The organism is Clostridium sartagoforme (assembly GCF_039521405.1).
Taxonomy (GTDB): Bacteria; Bacillota; Clostridia; order Clostridiales; family Clostridiaceae; genus Clostridium; species Clostridium sartagoforme.
On the sequence record NZ_BAAACH010000037.1, the window covers coordinates 71,436 to 88,058 of the forward strand.

Genomic DNA, 16,623 nt, shown 5'->3' on the forward strand with positions numbered 1-16,623 from the left:
TGCACAATGACTACGTAATAGATAATTAAGTTGCAAACTTCTTTCGTAGTTTAAAAAAATAGTTAGTTTTGTTTTTATACAAAACTAACTATTTTTTTACAATCTTAATTTAGCATATGCAAATTTATTATAATTTTCATTTGGTCATCACGTGACTTTATTGCAAATTTAGATTTCCTAAGCCTACGTATATAATTTATTTTTATTACTATAATATTTTAATTCAATTTATTCCACATATTATTAAAGGATTCTTCATCTAATTTAAAAGCAAAATTTAATCCTGAATAGTATATATATCCACTTTTAAATAGTCTTATTTCTGCTTTTGTTCCATCTTTCATTTTCAAAAAAATAAATTTTTGACTTTCTTCATTTATATCAGCATAATCTTCTTCGCTTGAATAGTTACTTTCTTTATCAAACAATTCATTTCTTAAGCTTTCATCCTCTAGTGAATATGGTGTTCCTTTATACATAGAATCTATAAAACTATTTACTGTATCATCTATAGTAATTTCTTTTTCTTCTATTATTCCATTATTCCAGTTATTAAAGCTTTTCCATGTAGCACTCCCTAAGTTTTCTCTTATATTCATCATTCCAAAAACATAACTACCATCAGCTAATATAAAGTCATTTAAACATTCCCATAGATTAACATATTCTCCGTATTCATTTTTAGTATAGGTTATTAATCTAAAGCTTTCATCATAGCCCTTTGCTGTATAAACTTCATCACCTTCGCTTATGCTTGCAAAATCCTTTAAAGCTTCTAAATCTATATATCCTGCTGAAGTTCCATTATCCTGAATTTCACTCATTAGGTCCCATGTAACTCCTATTTTTTTATCTATTAATTCCTTCCCTATTTCCAAAGGAAACTCTACACTTTGGGTGGTATATATTCTTCCTTTATATACTAAAGTTGCTATCCTACAAGCTTGAATATTTGGATCAATTATTCCAAGTTGTTGTTTAGGCACATATATTCCATCTTTAATAGAATCTCCATTTATATTGTCATCAATTTTATTTTCTTTATTCTGATTTTCACCAATATTATTTAAATCATTATTTGCTAAAATATTTTTTAATCCTATTTTTTCTTTAGCAAAAATTAAAACTGAAAAAATTAATAAAGCTGCTACTATTGAAAATGCTAATTTATAACTAACCTTACTTTTTCGCATAACTTTAGACGCTTTATTATTTTTTACCTTATCTGATAAACTAAGTAAAACTTCTTTTCTTGGTTTAATTTTTTCATTGTCCTTTTTATAACTATCCTTAAAATTCAAAGCACTCATCTCCTTTTATTTTTTCCTTAAGCATATTTCTTGCTCTATGAAGCTGAGAACGTACTGTTGATTCTTTGATATTTAATATCTCTGCAATATTAGCTGTAGTCATATCTTCATAATAAAATAGATGTATAACTGTTCTATACTTAGTTGGTAAATCTAATACAAAGCCATATACTTCACTTTCTTCCTTTATTACTGCAACTATATTCTCATCTAAAGCTGTAGTCTTCTTAAACCAAGCTGATGTTAATAAATTCTTACTTAAATTTATAGTTAATTTTATTAACCAAGCTTTTATATGATTATAACTTTCAAAGTTAATATTGCAATTTATAAATTTTATAAATACATTTTGCATTATATCCTCGGCATCATGGACACTTTTGGTCCTTGAAATAGCTAATCTATATACTGTATTTGAATACTTTTCTATAACTCTCAAAATAAGTTCTTCCCTAGGTAAAGAAAACTCATTCATTTTCTCTCCCCCTTTCACCTTTAATACAATTTAACTCTTTAAAATGTTGCATAAATAAAATAATTTTTTATGTTTTAAATTTTATATTTTTATAGTTTACTACATTATGTTAATTACATTAATTTGGCTGCCACAAGGACAGCCAAATTAATGTAATTAATAATCAAAAAATTATTAATAAACAATTATTAGTTTAATTTTTATACGCTAGCAGATTCACTATCTTCTACTTCTATGATGTCTACTACTAGAAGATTGTCTTCTTCCATTATTTGAGTTAGCATTAGCATTATTATTTGCATTACCACCATTCATGGAATTAAAAAGCATTGCTAATGGGTCCATTTGAGCATTGCTATTATTATTTTGAGAGAAATTATTTGCGCTATTTGTATTACTTGAACCATTTCCATTCATTAGCATACTAATTAATTGATTCATATCTACAGTTCCATTATTTGAGTTTCTTTGCTGAGTTCCTGATTGACCTTGATTCATCCCATTCATTAAAGCAGCAAGTGGATTGTTAGCATTGGAATTATTATTAATATTATTCATTCCACCTCTATTTTGATTTAGCATATTTAATCCATTACCACCCATTAGCATACCTAACAATTGATTAATTCCATTTCCTTGCTGATTCATGGGATTATTCATAGGGTTATTTCCCCTATTCATTCCTCCCATTCCATTCATCAGCATAGATAATGGATTATTAGCTCCATTCATTTGGTTTTGGCCTCCCATCATGGAGCCCATTAACATATTCATAAGTGGATTTCCTCCGCCTAGTCCACCTAAAGGATTTCCTCCTCCCATATTAGGCATTCCCATTCCGCCACCCATAAGACCTTTAAAAAGCATGTCCATCATTTGCATATGGCTTTCTCCTATTAAATTATTGTTACTATATAAGTATTTTATATTAACTTGTTTTGCTACAAGTATTTTATTATTTCATCTAAATCTGATATTGTGTATGTTGCCTTTGATTGGTCTAAATCGTAATCTTTTTGTTTTACTCCTACTACTTCTAAGCCAGCTGATACTGCTGAGGCTATTCCTAATGTTGAATCTTCTATAGCTAATGCTTCTTTAGGTAATATATTTAAAGCTTCAATAGACTTAATATATATTTCTGGATTTGGCTTACTCTCAGTACATTCCTCTCCACTTATTACGAAATCTATATATTCAGTTATCTCACATTCATTCATCATTCTTAATATTTCTTTTTTTTCTGATGATGAAGCAATAGCAACTTTTATATTTTTATCTCTTAGATTTTTAATTATATATTTAACTGATTTATTCATGACTTTTTTAAAATTAATTTTATTTATCTCTCTATACTTTTTATATTCTTCTCTTAATCTTTCTCTTTTATTTTTATCATCAATAATAAGCTTTTCCCATATCATACTATCACTTAATCCAATAAAATCAGTGAAATTTCTAGTTCCTGGTTCAATTCCAATACTATCAAAAAATTTCATTCTTCTTAAAAAATAAGCATATTCACTATCAATTAAAACACCATCCATATCAAAAATAACAGCCTTTTTCAATATTTATCCCCCTTTAATAATTAAATACTATATCATGAACTAATCTAATTTCTAAATCTGAAATATTTATACTGTATTCCTTTTGTACTTCTAAAAAGGAATATTTAATAATATCAACTTTCTCTTTTTGTTTATCTAAAAACTCTTGAATATCTAACTGTTCATCTAGTTTTTCTTTTCTTAAAATTCTCTCTATCATACAACTACAATGAAGATACAATAGGAATCTTATGTTATTAGATAACTTAATATCTAGTTTTTCTTCCATTTTATCTACTGCTTGTTCTATAGATTTTAATACTTTTTCAACATCTAATATTGTTAAATTTCCTATTATTTTCTTTATTGAAAAATTAAATAATATGTCCTTTTTTAATTTATCTTCATCGATTTCGAAGTTTTTCTTTAATATATTAATAAAATCTTGAATTTCTTCTCCACTAATTAATTGATCCAATCCAATATACTTAACTCCATCTATTTTAGGATCTGCTGTACCTATAATTGCAAGAACATCGTAAATTTGAAATGGCATTTCTTTTTGTTTATTTTTTTGTAGCTTATGATAATCATATGGAATAATTGCAAATGAATCTTTTGTTTCATTTAAGCTTTTATAAAGTATATCTTGTATTTGAACGGCACTCCCCATTCCAGTATAACAACATGTTAATATAGCCCTCTTCTTATTTCTATTTGGATATACTAGTTTCTTATTAATTTTTATATCCTTTAATATTTCATCATTTATTTCATTAATATTTTTTTCTTGTAATAATAAGCTACCTATCTCTAATACTATAGGTGTTGATACATAATCTATTATTAATATAGGTCCCTTTATTTTATCTTTTAGTCTATTAGTTAAGTCAGAAAGAGAGCCCATGTCTACTAATAAAATCAATCCATTTTCAGTATTATAATTATCAATAAACTCTATAACCTTATTTTCAATATCATCTATTGTTGTATCTATAGGCATATCTATTGCTTGGAAAAAATTCTTCTTTAACATTCTATTTGCAACATTTGCTATACTACTTGCTGTAGAATACCCATGAGCTAAAATTATACTGTTTACTTTATTTTTTATTTTAGGCATTTCTGTACTATTTAGATAAAATGTTATAAATATCAAATCTTCATCTAAAAATCTATAATCTAGATATTTGCTTAAGTTGTTTAACATAAGTTTTGCTAACCATAGAGAATTTTCCATATGAGTTCCAATAAACAAAAGTAATTTAGCTTTTACACTATTCCAATCTGGATGATTAATTAATATTTCACTTTCACCCTTAAAATATAAAAGATTTGCAATAGATAATATTTTATTTCCATCTTGATTAAATCCGTAGTTTTCTTCAAGATATTTGAAGGTATATCTTATATTAAATGTTAGTACTGAAAACAAACTTTGCTCTTTAGTAAATCCAGAATTGAAAACAAGATCATCTAATAATATATTTACATTGTTTGTCATTTTATTTATAAAGTGTTCCCTTGTTATATTATTTTTTTCTAATTGCTTAAACTCTTCTATAAATTGGAAGTATGTTGTAGCAATACTCTTTTGTTCATTACTACTTACATTTAATAGTTCAGGACATTCGAAATCATATAATCTATCTTGATATTTGTTAGTAAAATTATAACTATCTTTAATTCTATCTTGACATTCAATAGGTAAATCAGTAGTTTTTACTTTTATTACGTCTTCAGTTCTCATTCTTGCATAACTACTTCCACAGCTATATTTAACAATATTTCTTATTTTTCCTACATTTCCTTCATAGCTACTTGAAAGCAGAAATGAAATAACATTTTTAGATACTTTTATAGTCTTTTTTAATATTTCACTTTCTATTAGAAAAAAGCTATCGATTAAATTAAGCCTTTCTTGTTGAGGCCTTTCCATAAAACTTGGAATATTAACTATGACAGGTAACCTACGGATAAATGTTGGTAAAAAAGTAGATTGTATTGATTCTGTTGTGGCAAAAATTAATCTTACCCTTGATGTTTTCTTTATACTATTATCACCTATAGGCGAATATTCTCCTGAATCCATAAAAGTAAATAGCTTTTCTTGTCCCTCTTCTGTTAATCTGTGGACTTCATCAAGAAATAACACTCCTCCATCAGCACTTTCAAGAAGTCCTTTTTTATCCTTATCTGCACCAGTGAAAGTGCCTTTAATATATCCAAATAATAAACTAGATAGTAACTCAGGGTTATGATAATATTGAGCACAATTTAATGATATAAATTTTGATTTTTTATCTATTAACTTTTCATTAATACAATAATCATATATACATTTAGCTAAATAAGTTTTTCCAGACCCACTTGGCCCTAAAAGCATTATAGGTAATCCATTGCTTGGATATAAGGATGCTGTTTTTATTTGTTCTATTTGCTCTTTTAAGCTTCCTCTCGCTCCTATAATATTACTTAATATATCCTTATTACATGTTGTTCCTTTATCTTCTTCAAAAAGTTCCTCTAATGATTCGTATTCATTTAAACCTGCTTTAAAATATAGAGTAGAAAAGGTTTCTTTATCTAAAAAAATAACAGGATATTCCTTAACCTTAATAATATTTCCTTCTTTTACTTCTTTATTAAGATAACTACTTACAGTACTCCTACTTAAATTAATTTTTTCTGCTATATTATTTGCTGAAAATAAATTTAGATTATCTTTATTAAATTTTTTAGTTAACTCTTTTAAATAACTAGATATATCTATTTTCAATTACAAATCCACCTCTTTTCCTATAAGAATGTAAATATTATAATAATTTTATACTATTTTGTATTATTTAAAAAGCAAAGAAATCATATATATTTGATTTCTTTGCTAAATTAAATTTATCTTAATATTCTAACTTCCACATATATCTTCTCTTTGTTAATGGATGTTGACGTGCTTCTGACAACTCCTCAGCGTATACACGGAATACTGCTGTAAGTATCATAGGATTAAAATAATCAATTACAGTTTTAGGAATAACAGCTGATAATCCATAATCTAAAGCATCTACAACTGTTGCTTTAGCTTCAAAACGTTCTAAGAAAGTTAATGCACGTGAATCAATCTTACGAGTTCTACCATCATTCATCAATAATATAAATGGAACATTTTTGTCTACTATTTCAAATGGTCCATGGAAAAATTCTCCTGAATGGAATGTTCCTGAATTAATCCATTGCATTTCCATCATTAAGCAAATTGATGTAGAATAAGCTACTTCATGAGTTGCTCCACTACTCATAACATATATTACTGGAGAATCTTTATATTCATTTGCAAATTTCTTTGCATCTAGTATTGCTGATTTTGCTGCTGTATCTGCTAAATCATATATCTTACTAAAAGCTAATTGCATATCTTCATAGTTATCATAACCTTCAAATTGTTGTAATATCTCAACTGCTAATTCTAAAGCAAATCCCATTTTTTCTAATTTTGCTGAATAGCTTTCTGCAAATCTATGATATACTACATAATCAGCATCCTTTGTAAGGGGTGAGTCTACAGTCTTAGTTAAGCTGATTACGTGAGCTCCTAATTCTTTAGCTCTTGCATTAGCTTGTACAGTTTCTGGAGTTGTTCCTCCTAATGATGCTGTAATTACTATAGATTTATCATTTACAGCTTCTGGAGTTGCATAGTTAAATTCATTAGCTGTATAGTGGCTAACTCTTAACTCCTTAGCATTTCCATCTAAAAAATATTTTGCTGGGTATAAATCTGCTTTTGATGCTCCGCAGCCTACAAAAATTACACTCTTTATTTCACCTTGTTTTTCTTTTATTCCTTGGATAATTTCTTTTGGATTCATTATATTTTCCTCCTACTTATTAACTAGATTTTATTTATATTAATTTATTTTTAATATCATAAATTTTATTTAAAAATTCCTAATACACTAAGAATTATTCCACCTATTATACTGATACTAAGAATCCATCCTGTAGAGACTTTTTTCTTTAGCAGCCAATACATGAAGAAAGTTAATCCTAATGGTATGATTCCAGGAATAATTCCATTTAAAATATCTTGTAATATTAATTTCTCTCCAAATTTTATTGGTGTAGTTATTCCAATCATACTTGCCATCATAGATCCTATAACCATTAATCCTACTATAGAACATATATACATAACCTTATCCATAAGGCCTTCATTATAAAGTTTGCTTAAATACTTATTTCCCATTAAGTATCCAATCTTTCCTCCATAATAAGTAACTAAATATGATGGTATGAATGATATTATCATGGCTAAGATAGGTCCTAGTATGTTTCCTTCTCTTGCTAAGTTTATTCCAAGCCCAAAAGCTAAAACACGTATAGTTCCCTGGAAAAATGAATCTCCTACACCTGATAAAGGCCCCATCAAAGAAGTCTTCATTGCATTAATAGCCTCTGGATTAAAATTTTCTCTATCTTCATAATATTGTTCTTCCATAGCTGAACTTAACCCTAATGCAAAAGCACTTGTTTGAGGTGTACAATTATAAAATGCCATATGTCTTTTATAAGCTTCCTTCTTTAATTCTTCATCTTTAGGATCTTTGTATATTTCATCTAATATTGGGGCAATTCCATATAAAAATCCCATATTCATTTGTCTTTCATAGTTCCATGAAGCTTGTATATTCCAAGAACGCCAAAAGAATTTTCTATATTTCCATTTATTTTTATCTTTTTCTTTTAATACATTTTTATCTTGCATATTCCTTTCCCCCCTCAAATAAACTTATAAATCTAAAGCATCTAATTCATCTTCTTGCTTATTTTTCTTAAATTTGAATTCTGACAATATAAACGCAAGTGTACATGCAAATATAGCTATACCTGTAACGCTTAATCCAGAGTATGCAGTAGCAAAAAATCCTATTAATAAGAATGGTAACATCTTTGTTGAAAGCATTGTATTTAGAAGTAATGCAAAACCATATGCTGGTAATATTTTACTTGCTAGAGTCAATCCGCTAGTTAACCATTCAGGAATCGTATCAACAATACTTTTAACTAAATCTGTTCCAAAATATATTGCTAAAAATATAGGTATAAAATACATTAATGAATATAATATAGGCCCTAATACAATATGAACCCTATATGCTTTTTTATATTCACCTTTTTCGATTAGTGAATCAGCTGTATGAGTTAAATTAGAAAGAATAGTTCTTAATAAAATTCCAATCATTTGACCTAGTATAGCAATTGGAATAGCAATTGTTAGTGCTGTTTCTGCATCTGTATTTGATAAAATTGCAAATGCTGTTGCTATTATAGAGCCCATATTCATGTCTGGTGGTGCAGCAGCTCCTATATTTACTAACCCTAATGAAATCAATTCGAGAGATGCTCCAACCATTAACCCCTTTTGCATATCTCCTAAAACAATTCCCACTAATGTACTTACAATCAGTGGCCTTTCAAAATTAAGTCTTCCTAAAAGTCTTGAATCTAAAATACAAAAAACACCAATAAAACCTAGTAATACAGATTTAAGTAACATTTTATAACCTCCCTCTATTTAAATTTAAATTTTAGATAACAAATCTTCTTTTCTTGAAGTAGGTACTTGTTGCATATATAAATTTATTCCCATGTTTTTTAATTTAACTGAATCATTTAATTCATCTTCATTAAGAAAAATTGCATTGCTATATTGTTTTGAATTATCTTTTTTAGCAATTCCACCGTAATTTATTTCTTTAATTTTATTGTAACCTTCACAAAACTTTAGTACTGAATTTGTACCACCAAATATAAACATTATATTTTCATTTAATTTTTCTACTTTTGGCATTTTAGACAAAGCTTCTTCTACAGAAAAAATATTTAATTTTACCCCTGATGGTTTGGTTAAATTTAGTGACATCTTTTTCAATTCATCTTTGGCTGCATTATTATCTACTATTATGATTCTTGAAATACTTAAGCTTTTTGTCCATGCAAAAACTACTTGTCCATGAAGTAACCTATGGTCTATTCTAACTAGTTTTATCATAAATCTTCCTCCTTTCTATCTATAAATTTGTTTAGTAACTTATTACAATTTATAATTGCACTCTGACTATCTTTAATAAATTCATCTAATAATTCATCTGAAATATTATCTGTTGTTGCTATAGAAATAACTAAAGGTAAATTCATTCCTGATATTAAATTTATTTTTGAATACTTCTTCATTAAATCCATAATTTCATTGTTTACACTTCCGCCAAAGATATCTGTTAAAATATAAATTTTATTGATATCATAGTTTTCTATAATTACTTCTTCAATTAAATCTCTTATACTAGTTTCCTCGTCTCTATATGAAGAAAAAACCTTTATTGACTCTGTATTTCCTATAATCATGTTTAAAGTATCTTTCATTCCTTTTGCTAATTCACCATGACTTGCTAAAATTATTTGATTCATATTTCTGCCTCCTTTACTCATTAATTTATTAAGCAATATATATGCCAAAGTTTATTTAAGCTTCATATCCCTTATATTTACTATATTTATATCTTTAATTACTATTGTTTCAACACTTTAAATCATACTAATAAAAGTGTTATGCAAAAGTGTTGTATATTTTGAGTAAAAAAAGACCATATAAAGTCATCTTTACAATGGCACTTTATATGATCCTTAAATTTCATTTAACTATATAACTAATCTTCTGTAATAATCTATATATTTATATTTTCTTTCTATCGCTCTTTTTCTTAAGAAGAGCACTTGTATCTAATGAGTCTTTCTTTGGAACTTCCTTCTCTAACTTTTTCTTTGGTTTTTTACTTTCTTTATCTTTAATTTCATTTTTCTTAGCTGAATTTTGATTCTCAGCTTCAGCGCTAGATTTAATTTTAAGCTTGTTTTGTTCTTTAGCATCTACTGCTGATATATTATTTCCTTTGATAGCTTTACTTTCTACTTTCACAGAATTATTATTTTTAGCTATTTTTTCTTTTTTAACCTTATCTTTTCTCTTTTTAAAGAATCTAACTAAATCTATATTTAGCCTTCTATAAACTATATCAAGCATAAATAATAAAATACTTATTATTATTAATGGAGTTGTTAAGTTTATCTTTTTATATTCTCTTTGAAGCTTTCCTTCAAAAACTTCCTCTGGCTTATTTATGAAACTTCCCTTTGTTTCTTTAATTACTACATCTAACTTTTCTCCATTAGTATTAAATTTATATTCATCTGAGTATTGAAGAGCAAATGCGCCTTTATAGTTGTTTTTTATTTCTCCACTTTCTTCTTCTCTTATGCTGAAATTATAAAATCCTAATGAACTTAGTGGAATATTAGCCTGAAATTTCCCTGGTTCAACTTGGCTTAATTCAAATTCCCCTTCCTCTCCATTTTCCCCATTATATATCCCTTTAACCTTTGCATCCTTAGATATCTTATCATTATAAAACTCTACTTTTGCTTCATTTCCTTCTTGGCTGATATTAAGCTTTCCTTCTTCTCCATACTTTGGAATCGTAAAGTAAACCATATTTTTTATAAGTTGCGGTCCATACTCCCACGCCAAATAATTTTTACTCCACTGCCCACTAACATCTGAAGTAAAACTTACTGTTCTTCCTATTCCATATTGCATTGCAGCTAAAATTGGCTCATCATGATTAGAACTTAATATTTCAACTGCATTCTCTTTTATAGATGTTCCTATATATCCAAGTAAGCTTGGAATTCCATCTGACGTTTTTACTCCAGCTAATATTTCGTGATTACTTAATATCTTAGGAGTAAACTCTTCATTTATTATATAGGTCCCTGCTGATAAAAGAACTTCCTTTGCAAATATTCTTGGAATATCAGTATATATATCTGTATAATAACTTCTTCCCTTTCCTATTGAAGCAAGCTGATTTAAAAGATCTGCATTAGCGCCTTCACCAACGGCCACCGTTGAAAGAGTAATATTATTATCATTAAAGTTCTTAAGAAGATTAGCATAGTTATCAAATCCATATCCATCTTGACCATCTGTTAATAATATTGTGTGTTTTATCTTTGCGCTACTTTGCATTTGCATATTATAACCTTGTTCAAGGGCTGGATAAATTGATGTTCCTCCTCTTATTTGAATTCCTGATATAAGCTCCCTTATAGCTTCTTTATCTCCAACCTTTTGAAGAGGTACTACCTCATCGTAAGTATCATCAAAAGCTATTACTGATATCTCATCTACTTCTCTTAAATTTTCTAATGCCTTCATCGCAGCTTCCTTAGCCAAAGTTAGTTTACTAACTCCACCTCCCTCAGCACTCATACTACCTGATTTATCTATTATTAAATTAATACTTATTGAAGGAACTTCGTTTTTCCCTCTCTTATCCATATAAACTGGTAATACTTTTTCAAGTGAAGTATCTTTATATCCTCCAAGAGCATAAGAATCCTCACCACCAAAGGTTATTAATCCCCCACCATAATCTTTTACATAAGCTTCTATATTATCCATAAATCCATTACTTAAATCGTCTCTATGAACATCATTTAAAACTATTGATTTATATTCAAGTAATTCATTTAAAGTACTTGGTGATGCACTTGGTGATATTTTCTTAATATTAGCACCTGAGTTTACTAATATTTCTTCTAATGCCTTTGAATCGCCCTTAACTCCATTAATAAGAAGAATATTAGGCTTATCCATTACATTTGTAAAAGTACTAAATTCATTATTAACTTTGTTTTTATCTCCATCTGCTTCTATTAGCACTCTATATCCCTTAAACCCACCTGAACTTTGCTTGTCTTTAAATACAAAGGAGTTTTTCCCTTTTTGTATTTGTACCTGTTGTTCTCCAACTTTGTTCCTACCTGAAAATAATGTAAGTTTTGCCTTTGTTGCATAATTTGATTTTATATCAATAGAAACCGAAAATTCCTCCCCTACAGATATATTATCTGGTACCTTTACATTATCAACGTAGATTTCATCACCTTTTTCACCAGTAATTTTATAAACTTTAAAATCTATTTTTTGCTCATTTATTAAGGGGATGGATTTTAATATATCTCCTTGATTTTCCTCACCATCAGTTATTAAAACTATTCTTTTAGAACCGCCTCTTTCAAATAATCCTAAAGCACTTTCTACTGCTTCTTGAATATTTGTTGCTGTTAAAACCGGCTTTTCATCTATTGATTTATATTCCTTTTTCTTATTTAATACCTTATCAATCTTCGAGTTATCACCAAATAAAACTACTCCTGCTTTATTTCCTCTTGGCATTGACTCTATAGCTGTAGATATAAAATCCTTTCCTGATTCTTCAAAATCACCTGCACTTTCTGATACATCCAGTAAAAATACAGTTGATATATTTCTCCCCTTTAAATTTATAGTTATATTTCCAAATGCTAATATTAAAAGTATAAATATTACTACTCTACTTATAAATACTGCAATTTCATTTTTACTCCATGGTTTATATTTTTTAAAGCTATAATACATAAAGGCAAAAATAATTGGAATCAATATTAAAAAGTATAAATTTCCTATTTCTATTTTCATCTCTTCTTTGCCTCCTAATTTCCTCTCTTATACATAATCCATTCAAAAGCTACTACTGAAATAGCCAATATTATAAGTAATGGAGCAAGATTTAAACCCCTTCTCAAATCAGCTTTTGCATTACTTATATTCTCACTTTCACCAATATTATTTACATTAGTATTACTTTCCTTTTCTGATGGAAAGTTAACTGAAAATAGCTCTTTTTTTTCTAAAACATTTAATTTATAAACTCCAAGTTCCCTATCCTCTTTTATCTCATCACCAGATTTTATTTCTAATGTACTACCGCCTGGATATGTTAAAGTGATATTATTATCTAAAGATAGACCTTTAGCTATTATCTTTTCTCCAGCTTTAAAATTACTCTTATAAACCATTCCACTTGATATTAAATTTTCTCCAAGTTCATACATTAATATAGGAAATTCCTTTTTAAGTGCAAAATCACTATTATGAAGATCAAATGATAAAGCCGCTATTTTCCTTCCATCAATTTCTCCCTTGAATCCGATATAATTGTCATCTATATTTAAGAAGCCTCTTCCATAGTAAGGAATTTCTATAGAATTATACTTAGCAGCAGTAAATGTTGTATCTTCTAAGTACTTTGAAAGTTCTCCTATAACAGCTTTAGCCTCTCCCCCTTCTCCACCTGAAACAACCTTAAAGAATTCATTGGAGCTTGGATTAATAAACAATATACTTCCTTTAGACGGCATTATATCTGGAGTAACATTATCAAATACATATAAATCATATTCATCTGCACTTGTTAAATTTGATGCATCATTAGTTTTATATACTTCCGTATTTTCAATACTCCCAAAAGCTCTTTCTAAAAATACATTTTGTTCTGTAACTATAAGAATCTTATTTACCTTTTTCTTTCCCACTACATGGTTATAAGTATTGTCTCCAGAAATCATATCTTTTCTAGATAATTCTCCCTTTAATACTTCACCATTTATCTTAGGAAAGTCAAAAGTTAAAGTTTTATTTTCTCCTTCTTGCAATTGCAAACTTTCGACAGCTACAAGTTCTTCTCCATCATAAAGAGAAAAATCGCCTTCATAAGCTCCCGTTCCTCTATTTGTTATAGTTGCTATAACTCTTACCTTATCCTCTAAAAACTTATGAGATACATTATCCACAGATGCATTTATTCCTGAGTTAGCTAATGATATAACCTTTCCATTAACATCACCTAATGAAAATTCTTTATCTGTAAAAGCTATAACTTCGTATTCTTCTTCAATTCCTTGGCCTATTGCTTTTATAAATGATAAAGTATCATTTATGTCTCCAGTATTATAACTTTGAGGTATTGAATCAATTATTTCATTAGAGGCTTCTTTATTAAAATCTCCATTTTGAAGTAAATTACTACTTCCATCAAAGCTTATTATAAAAGCATTAGTATCATCCTTTGTTGATTGTAAAAACTCTTTTGCTAAATTCTTACTTTCATCTAACCTGGTATTACTGCCATATTCTGCACTCATGCTTGCAGTATTATCTAATACTAAAATAATATTTTTATAACTCTTGCCTCCAAAGTTTAAAAAAGGTCTCATTAAACTAAAAATAAGGGCAATCAATGTTATTATTTGAAGTAGTAACATAATATTTTTTCTTAGCTTTTCCCATGGTGTGTTTGCTCTAGTATTTTTATATACTTCATTCCACAAAAGTGTTGAAGATATAACCTCTTCTTTATACTTTCTTTTCAATATATAAAGCATTATTAAAAGAGGAATTGTTATTAATAAGAATAAGGGCCAAAAATTTGTAAATCCCATGACTTCCTCCTTTTATTGGATTGTGCCTTAATACAATACTCTTTTCTTGCTAAATTCACCTAATATAATATCTTCAATTTCCATAGATGAATTTACGCTTATAAATTTACCACCATATTTTCTTGTAATATCCTCAATAGATTTTTTATAAGACTTTAAAGTGTTTTTATACTCTTTTATAAGACTTGGAGTCAGACTCATTTTTACATTTTCACTTGTTTCACTGTCTATAAAAGTAATTTCATTATTAAACTCTGGATTAATTTCTTCATTTGATAGTATTTGAACTAAGATTATATCTTGTTTTTTAAATGCTAAATACTTAAGAGCATCTTCTAAATCTTTTAATCCTTCATTATTTAAAAAATCAGATACAACTATAGATACACCTCTTGGAGTTAATGGTCTCTTCTTTATACTGCTTGTAAGATCTGTTTTACCATCAAATTCAATATTTTCTAATTCTCTTAGTATTCTTTGAAAGGCCTTGTTCCCAGCTGCTGATTTTATACTTTGTATATCACCACTATCCATAGTGCTTATATTTACTCTATCTAGATTATTTAAGACAATATAACTTAAAGCCGCAACTACTTTTAATGCAGTATCTTTTTTGTTCTCATTTCCATAATCCATTGATTTACTTTTATCAACAAAGAAATTAAAAACCCCTTCTCTTTCTTCCATAAAAACTTTTACAAAAAACTTATCGAATCTACCATATGCATTCCAATCTATTCGTCTAAAATCATCACCTGGAGCATATTCTCTATAATCTGAAAATTCTACAGAAACTCCCTTTGCTTTTGACTTTCTTCCCCCTTGTGTCCCTGAGGAAAGCTTAAAATTTATATGCATATTTATTTTATTTAGCTTTTTAAAAAAGTCCTCATTAAATATCCTTTCACTCATTTATTACACAACCTTTAAATCTTCTAGTATCTTATCTATAATACTTTCTTCGGTTAAACCTTCAGTTATAGCATCAAAGTTTAATATTATTCTGTGTCTTAAAATAGGATAAGCTAATGCTTTTATATCATCAAAGGATACATTTAATCGCCCTTCCATAACAGCCCTTACTTTTGCTCCGCTGATAATACCTTGTGCTGCTCTTGGGCTAGCTCCTGCTTCTACGTATTTCTTAACAAATTCTGAGGTTTCTGGAATTTCAGGATGAGTTGCTAATATAAGCTTTAATGCAAATTCCTTAACTGCTTCTGCTAGCTTTATTTCTCTAATTATTTCTCTTATCTTTAATATTTCATCACCTTCAAGAACAGCATCAAATTGAACTTTATTGTTTGTTAATGTTAAATCCATAATTTCTTTAAGCTCCTGAAGATTTGGAAAATCTACATTTAACTTAAATAAAAATCTATCTAATTGTGCTTCTGGAAGTGGATATGTTCCTTCTTGCTCTATTGGATTTTGAGTTGCAAGCACCATAAATGGCTTTGACATTTCATAAGTTGTCTTACCAACTGTTACTGTTTTTTCTCCCATAGCTTCAAGTAATGCAGATTGAGTTTTAGGAGTTGCTCTATTTATTTCATCTGCCAATAGTAAGTTCGTAAATACTGGTCCTTTTTCAAATTTAAATAAAGTTTTATCATTTTCTTTAACTACTATATTTGTTCCAACTACGTCTGCTGGCATTAAGTCTGGTGTAAACTGTATTCTAGAAAAACTTAAATTCAACACTTTTCCTATTGTTTTTACTAATTGAGTTTTTCCCATTCCAGGCATACCCTCTAAAAGTACATTACCATCTGCAAAAATAGCAACTAAAACATTTCTAATTATATCCTTTTGTCCTATAATTCCTTTTGCTATTTCTTCCTCACATCTTTTTATTTTCGTTGAAACCTCTATCATTTCTTTTTCGCTTATTTCCATCTTTCTC

The 16,623-nt window shown here is 28.0% G+C and carries 14 protein-coding genes; all 14 read right to left on the reverse strand.

All coding sequences use genetic code 11. The features are described from left to right. Positions 1-218: 218 nt before the first annotated feature. Positions 219-1,301, reverse strand: a complete 1,083-nt coding sequence (locus tag ABDZ60_RS14225) for a hypothetical protein (protein WP_343778934.1) — start codon at positions 1,299-1,301, stop codon at positions 219-221. Further along, entirely contained in the window at positions 1,291-1,785 is a 495-nt protein-coding gene (locus ABDZ60_RS14230; protein ID WP_343778936.1) for an RNA polymerase sigma factor, read from the reverse strand. Before ABDZ60_RS14230 ends, ABDZ60_RS14225 begins: the two co-directional genes overlap by 11 nt. A gap of 219 nt (positions 1,786-2,004) precedes the next feature. Continuing rightward, a complete protein-coding gene (locus ABDZ60_RS14235; RefSeq protein WP_016206075.1) occupies positions 2,005-2,667 on the reverse strand; it encodes a hypothetical protein in 663 nt (220 codons plus the stop codon). 59 nt (positions 2,668-2,726) lie between these two features. Next, entirely contained in the window at positions 2,727-3,356 is a 630-nt protein-coding gene (locus tag ABDZ60_RS14240) for an HAD family hydrolase (RefSeq protein WP_016206076.1), read from the reverse strand. 13 nt (positions 3,357-3,369) lie between these two features. Then, on the reverse strand, positions 3,370-6,114 hold the full coding sequence (locus tag ABDZ60_RS14245) for a sigma 54-interacting transcriptional regulator (RefSeq protein WP_343778940.1): 2,745 nt from the start codon (positions 6,112-6,114) through the stop codon (positions 3,370-3,372). A gap of 121 nt (positions 6,115-6,235) precedes the next feature. Further along, positions 6,236-7,204: an SIS domain-containing protein gene (locus ABDZ60_RS14250; RefSeq protein ID WP_343778942.1), complete on the reverse strand. Its 969-nt coding sequence runs from the start codon at positions 7,202-7,204 to the stop codon at positions 6,236-6,238. Between the two features lie 65 nt (positions 7,205-7,269). Beyond that, positions 7,270-8,100 carry a PTS system mannose/fructose/sorbose family transporter subunit IID gene (locus tag ABDZ60_RS14255; RefSeq protein ID WP_343778944.1) on the reverse strand — a complete coding sequence of 277 codons (831 nt, stop codon included), beginning with the start codon at positions 8,098-8,100 and terminating at the stop codon, positions 7,270-7,272. Between the two features lie 24 nt (positions 8,101-8,124). Then, positions 8,125-8,892 carry a PTS mannose/fructose/sorbose/N-acetylgalactosamine transporter subunit IIC gene (locus ABDZ60_RS14260; RefSeq protein ID WP_016206078.1) on the reverse strand — a complete coding sequence of 256 codons (768 nt, stop codon included), beginning with the start codon at positions 8,890-8,892 and terminating at the stop codon, positions 8,125-8,127. 24 nt (positions 8,893-8,916) lie between these two features. Next, on the reverse strand, positions 8,917-9,387 hold the full coding sequence (locus ABDZ60_RS14265; protein ID WP_047000665.1) for a PTS sugar transporter subunit IIB: 471 nt from the start codon (positions 9,385-9,387) through the stop codon (positions 8,917-8,919). Then, the gene (locus tag ABDZ60_RS14270) at positions 9,384-9,803 is read right to left on the reverse strand and encodes a PTS sugar transporter subunit IIA (RefSeq protein ID WP_016206080.1); all 420 of its coding nucleotides are present in this window, start codon (positions 9,801-9,803) and stop codon (positions 9,384-9,386) included. The genes ABDZ60_RS14265 and ABDZ60_RS14270 overlap by 4 nt, the downstream gene beginning before the upstream one ends. 265 nt (positions 9,804-10,068) lie before the next feature. Further along, a complete protein-coding gene (locus ABDZ60_RS14275; RefSeq protein ID WP_343778947.1) occupies positions 10,069-12,915 on the reverse strand; it encodes a VWA domain-containing protein in 2,847 nt (948 codons plus the stop codon). A 14-nt stretch (positions 12,916-12,929) separates the two neighbouring features. Then, complete coding sequence (locus ABDZ60_RS14280) at positions 12,930-14,717, reverse strand: BatA domain-containing protein (RefSeq protein ID WP_343778949.1); 1,788 nt, start codon at positions 14,715-14,717, stop codon at positions 12,930-12,932. A 27-nt stretch (positions 14,718-14,744) separates the two neighbouring features. After that, positions 14,745-15,629 (reverse strand): DUF58 domain-containing protein, encoded by an 885-nt coding sequence (locus ABDZ60_RS14285; protein WP_343778951.1) that lies wholly within the window; start codon positions 15,627-15,629, stop codon positions 14,745-14,747. Between the two features lie 3 nt (positions 15,630-15,632). Then, positions 15,633-16,616 carry an AAA family ATPase gene (locus ABDZ60_RS14290; RefSeq protein WP_343778953.1) on the reverse strand — a complete coding sequence of 328 codons (984 nt, stop codon included), beginning with the start codon at positions 16,614-16,616 and terminating at the stop codon, positions 15,633-15,635. Between the last annotated feature and the right edge of the window lie 7 nt (positions 16,617-16,623).

Bases quoted from the DNA above. Each gene is read 5' to 3' on its own strand.
- ABDZ60_RS14270 (WP_016206080.1), bottom strand. From the start codon at position 9,803: ATGAATCAAATAATTTTAGCAAGTCATGGTGAATTAGCAAAAGGAATG.
- ABDZ60_RS14275 (WP_343778947.1), bottom strand. From the start codon at position 12,915: ATGAAAATAGAAATAGGAAATTTATACTTTTTAATATTGATTCCAATT.
- ABDZ60_RS14285 (WP_343778951.1), bottom strand. From the start codon at position 15,629: ATGAGTGAAAGGATATTTAATGAGGACTTTTTTAAAAAGCTAAATAAA.
- ABDZ60_RS14255 (WP_343778944.1), bottom strand. From the start codon at position 8,100: ATGCAAGATAAAAATGTATTAAAAGAAAAAGATAAAAATAAATGGAAA.
- ABDZ60_RS14290 (WP_343778953.1), bottom strand. From the start codon at position 16,616: ATGGAAATAAGCGAAAAAGAAATGATAGAGGTTTCAACGAAAATAAAA.
- ABDZ60_RS14260 (WP_016206078.1), bottom strand. From the start codon at position 8,892: ATGTTACTTAAATCTGTATTACTAGGTTTTATTGGTGTTTTTTGTATT.
- ABDZ60_RS14230 (WP_343778936.1), bottom strand. From the start codon at position 1,785: ATGAATGAGTTTTCTTTACCTAGGGAAGAACTTATTTTGAGAGTTATA.
- ABDZ60_RS14250 (WP_343778942.1), bottom strand. From the start codon at position 7,204: ATGAATCCAAAAGAAATTATCCAAGGAATAAAAGAAAAACAAGGTGAA.
- ABDZ60_RS14235 (WP_016206075.1), bottom strand. From the start codon at position 2,667: ATGCAAATGATGGACATGCTTTTTAAAGGTCTTATGGGTGGCGGAATG.
- ABDZ60_RS14265 (WP_047000665.1), bottom strand. From the start codon at position 9,387: ATGATAAAACTAGTTAGAATAGACCATAGGTTACTTCATGGACAAGTA.
- ABDZ60_RS14280 (WP_343778949.1), bottom strand. From the start codon at position 14,717: ATGGGATTTACAAATTTTTGGCCCTTATTCTTATTAATAACAATTCCT.